This is a genomic window from Pseudomonas aegrilactucae (assembly GCF_019168305.1).
Taxonomy (GTDB): domain Bacteria; phylum Pseudomonadota; class Gammaproteobacteria; order Pseudomonadales; family Pseudomonadaceae; genus Aquipseudomonas; species Aquipseudomonas aegrilactucae.
Genome location: NZ_JAHTBI010000180.1, coordinates 1 through 1,664, shown reverse-complemented (window position 1 = coordinate 1,664; position 1,664 = coordinate 1). Strand labels below are relative to the sequence as shown.

Below are 1,664 nucleotides of genomic sequence, written 5' to 3'. Positions count from 1 at the left end.
ACTGGAGCAGCGCATCGCTGCCATCTGGCAGCAGGTGCTCGGCTGCGAGCGCGTCGGCCTGCGCGACAATTTCTTCGAACTGGGTGGACATTCCTTGATGGTGATTCGCGTGATGTCACGCATGCAACTGGATGTGGGGACGCAGGTGAGCCCGCACGAACTGTTCCAATTCCCGCTCCTGGGTGATTTCGCTGCGCATGTGGCGCAACTCAGTGACCAGGTCGACACAACGAAACTCAGCAAACTCGAAGCACTGTTCGACGAATTGGAGGAAGTGTGATGGACAAGGTCATGGCTGCACGGATCGCCAAGCGATTCATCACCCTCCCGCTGGACAAGCGCAAAGTGTTTCTTGAAAAAATGCTCGGCGAAGGCGTCTCGCCGGCCAACCTGCCGATCCCGCAGGTGCAGGCGGAAGTCGAGACGATCCCGCTGTCCTTCGCACAGGAGCGTCAGTGGTTTCTCTGGCAGCTTGAACCGCACAGCGCGGCCTACCACATCTCCATTGCCCTGCGCATGAAGGGGGCATTGGATGTGGACGCACTGGAGCGCAGCTTCAATGCGCTGGTTGCACGCCACCAGACCCTGCGCACCACCTTCACCCAGACCGACGACGGCCCGGTGCAGAGCATCGCCCCGCACCTGACGCTGGAAATGGCGCGCCATGCGCTGGACACTCAGGGAGAGGCTGCGGTCCTGGCCTTTGTCGAGGCGCAGACGCAGGCCCCGTTCGACCTGGAGCAAGGCCCTCTGCTGCGTATCGCGTTAGCCTCTGTAGCGCCGGACGAGCATGTGCTGGTGCTGATCCAGCACCACATCGTGTCGGACGCAGCCTCGCTGGAAGTCATGGTCAGCGACCTGGTGCAGTTGTATGCAGGGTACAGCCAGGGGCGCGAAGTGACGTTGCCCGAGCTGCCGATCCAGTATGCCGACTACGCCATATGGCAGCGGCGCTGGATGGAAGCCGGCGAGCGTGAGCGGCAGTTGGAGTACTGGACCGAAAAGCTGGGTGGTGAGCAGTCGGTGCTGGAGTTGCCACTGGACCACGCGCGTCCCGCCGAGCAAAGCCACCGTGGAGCGCGCCTGGACTTCGACATTGATGAAACCGTCGCGCAGCGCCTTAAACACCTGGCCCAATCGCACAACGTGACCCCGTTCATGCTGTTGCTGGCATCGTTCCAGACCCTCTTGCACCGTTACAGTCGCCAGGCAGACATCCGCGTCGGCGTGCCAGTGGCCAACCGCAACCGGGTCGAGACCGAAGGTCTGATCGGCTTCTTCGTCAACACCCAGGTGTACAAAGCCGACTTCACGACTGCACCAAGCGTTGAGGCACTGCTGCAACAGGTCAAGCAGACATCGCTGGAAGCACAGCAATACCAGGAGCTGCCTTTCGGCTACCTGGTCGAAGCGCTGCAGCCCACTCGCAGCATGAGCGTCACACCGCTGTTCCAGGCCATGTACAACCATCGCGGCCTGGTCCATGAAACTCAACAGGCATCAAATGACTCCGGTGCGCTACAGATCGAAAATCTGCAGTGGGACACCCACAGCGCGCAGTTCGACCTGACGCTCAACACCGCCGAATCACCGACTGGGTTCTCGGCAAGCTTCACCTATGCCACCGACCTGTTCGAGGCCGCGACCATCGAACGGATGCTTGC

General features: G+C 61.2%; 2 protein-coding genes. Both read left to right on the top strand.

Features of this window, described 5'->3' with window-relative positions; genetic code table 11:
- The coding region (locus KUO17_RS26435) for a phosphopantetheine-binding protein (RefSeq protein ID WP_217978486.1) at positions 1-280 on the top strand (280 nt) is incomplete at its 5' end.
- Positions 280-1,664: condensation domain-containing protein (locus tag KUO17_RS26430; RefSeq protein ID WP_255263819.1), on the top strand; the 1,385-nt coding region annotated here is incomplete at its 3' end. The genes KUO17_RS26435 and KUO17_RS26430, both read left to right, overlap by 1 nt.